Origin of the sequence: Leptospira ainazelensis (assembly GCF_016918785.1) — a bacterium.
In the GTDB taxonomy this organism is placed as follows: Bacteria; Spirochaetota; Leptospiria; order Leptospirales; family Leptospiraceae; genus Leptospira; species Leptospira ainazelensis.
In genome coordinates this window covers 335,001-337,500 of record NZ_JAFFPT010000009.1, presented here as the reverse complement: position 1 = coordinate 337,500, position 2,500 = coordinate 335,001, and the positions used below count along the sequence as shown (strand labels likewise).

The following is a 2,500-nucleotide window of genomic DNA, read 5'->3' as shown; positions in this document are numbered from 1 at the left end:
TGCGGCAAATTCGATATCCCACTGATTGCCATCTGGTTTGCATGGTAATAAATCAACATAACCTGGCTTTCTTAAATCCTGCGAGGTATAGACCCGTTCCGTACCAAAATCCTCACTTAAATAGAGTCCTAATAGAGTACCGTTGATTTGCGTTGTTTTTCTTCCGAATAAAATATCTAGAGAGGGCGCTTCTAAGTCTGCGTCGACTACTAACACTTTCCAACCGTCACTCGCCATACTTTTGGCGATTGTTCCCAAAATTGTAGACCGAGCTTGTCCTCCTTTGAAACCGTAGAAGTGAATAATTCGTAGTCCGTTTTCGCCATCTCTTGAAATCGGATCTTGTGAAGATACTATATCGAATTCGCCAGCTAACCAATGGTCACCCGCAGATCTTTTTAGAGGAGATGCCTCTTTATTTTCTGTTAAAAATGAAGGAAGGATTAATCCGTGGGAAAAAAGTTTTCTCAGATCTCCAATGGAACATTCTAACCAATTGGCGAATAAGGCTTCCCTTTCCTCATCTTCTCTCGATTGAAATTCCGAGCTGATAATGGATAGATAGATATAAGGAAATCGAAACTCAAAATTGAATTGAAATCTCCCTTCCCGAGAAATGTCATTCATCTTTTGAATAAGTTCTTTGACGGTGTTCATACCAAAGATCCTTTTTGTCTCATATGAGTTATGATACTATTTGCTGTTTCCATTGCCTTATCTAAATCTAGAGTCTTAGACCCTCCCGTAAAGTCGCTTTCATGTCGGAGATATCGAATGCCGGGATATTTATTTGGATCCATCATTGCTTGATTTCCGTTTTGATCTGTACATAATAGCTTTTCCAAGTCGGATTTTAGTTGTATTGAGAGTGATCCGTCGATCTCGTTCGCAATCCATTCGATAATTCTGTGACCTGACTTCCAACCTTCAGTTGCGGACATTCTATCTTTCAAAGCTATTTCAATCCCGATTAACTTTTCATACAGCTTCGGAAGAATCCTATCTGGAGTTCCCTCTAAAAAGGATTGAACATTGTATTTATGAATGATTGCCATTGATTCTCTCCATCTTAAAAACTAAACTTTTTATGAACTTTCTTAAAAGCGCCGATTCGTCACGGTTCCTTTATCGTTTGCAATCCGTGTTTATCGAATTCTTTTGAAAATTTACAGTTCGCGCTCATCGTCGTTTTACAATTACAAGAAAGTGTTTTCTCCCCGCTTCGGGAAAGGTTTATTTATAATGGCGGGAAACCTGTCTTGCATTGCGAATCAATTTACGGATCCTTCTACGATCTGAATCTCCTCTTCGTCCAATCCATACAGTTCATACACCAGTTTGTTGATTTTCTGGTCGATGATTTGTGCTTTCTTTTGATATAAAGATTGGTCGTTTTCCGTTGCTGATTTCTGGATCTTTTCTTGGGTTTCGAGCATCTGATCTACGAGGGATATGAGTTGATCGGATTTCTTGCTCCGAATATTTATAGATTCAATTTTTAGAATTGGAATTTTTTCGATGTACATAGGTTTATATTCGTAATAGCCTCCTTGCTTCGTTGATGCAATTTTATGGAGAAAAAAATCGGAAAGCCGAGAATTAAGAATTGCTAATAGATATTTATCATTCCCAGGGATAATGTTTGTTTTATCATTCGAGAAGATTCCATTTTTGTCTATCGTATAAGAGGCTCTTTGAGCAATCGCAGGTATTATAATTTTCTCTTTTTCGAATTCTTCATAGTAATCACAGGCCCGGAGTTCCCACCAAAAATCGCCTTGGTCATAACGAGCTTCCGCTTTTTTTTTATAAAGATTCAGATGATCAAATATTGCAGGAAATTCTTTTTGAATGTCGTATTGTTTGTTTTTATTTTTCTTTGAATTTGTGAAACCTTTGGGAAAAAGGATCAGCCATTTTCTAATTTCCGGTGTTCTGTATCTTTTTATATCCTTCCCCTCTAAAAACGGTTTGATGATCTCTTTACTTTTCGGATCTTCTTTGATCAAACGGTTTTTTGTCGCCTCATCGATCACAAAGGCTTCATTCAAACCGGTTTTAATACCGTAGTATATTTTTCCATTTACGTATTCTCCTAAAGGAGTTGCCGCCTGACTTATTTTTTTCAGAAGCGCCGTTTCTTTTTGATTAGAGAGAGACCACCCCGAGTCGTTTAGAGATTTGAATTCTATTTTATAATGGTTTCGCTTTACTTCTTCTCGAAGAGATTGAAATTCGAGAGTCTTTATGTTACTAACATTGATTTTTGCCGGTTTTTGATTGCTGATTTCTAAAATGCAAGGATATGTTGTCGCACCTTTAAAGACCGGTAAATCTCCAAAATCAACGATCTCATGGATTCGTTTTTCTTTTAAAAATTTCCGTAATGATTCTCCGTAATTTGCTCGCATCCATTTGTTCGCAACGATAACGGAATAGACTCCCGTAGAATTCAATAGGCTTAAAGATTTTTCAATAAAGTATACGTAGAGATCCGCGG

3 protein-coding genes (2 of these 3 only partly in view) are annotated in these 2,500 nt (G+C 37.4%); all 3 read right to left on the bottom strand.

Annotated elements, in window-relative coordinates:
* Window positions 1-657: the 5' portion of a MinD/ParA family ATP-binding protein gene (locus JWG44_RS03000; protein ID WP_205273471.1), read on the bottom strand. 1,905 nt of this gene lie to the left of the window's left edge; only the first 657 of its 2,562 coding nucleotides appear in the window; the start codon lies at window positions 655-657; the stop codon falls past the left edge of the window.
* Complete coding sequence (locus tag JWG44_RS02995) at window positions 654-1,055, bottom strand: hypothetical protein (protein WP_205273470.1); 402 nt, start codon at window positions 1,053-1,055, stop codon at window positions 654-656. Before JWG44_RS02995 ends, JWG44_RS03000 begins: the two co-directional genes overlap by 4 nt.
* 216 nt (window positions 1,056-1,271) lie before the next feature.
* Window positions 1,272-2,500, bottom strand: the final stretch of a protein-coding gene (locus tag JWG44_RS02990; protein WP_205273469.1) for an Eco57I restriction-modification methylase domain-containing protein. 1,786 nt of this gene lie beyond the right edge of the window; the window shows 1,229 of its 3,015 coding nt (coding positions 1,787-3,015); its start codon lies off the right edge, out of view — the gene reads right to left on this strand; it ends in the stop codon at window positions 1,272-1,274.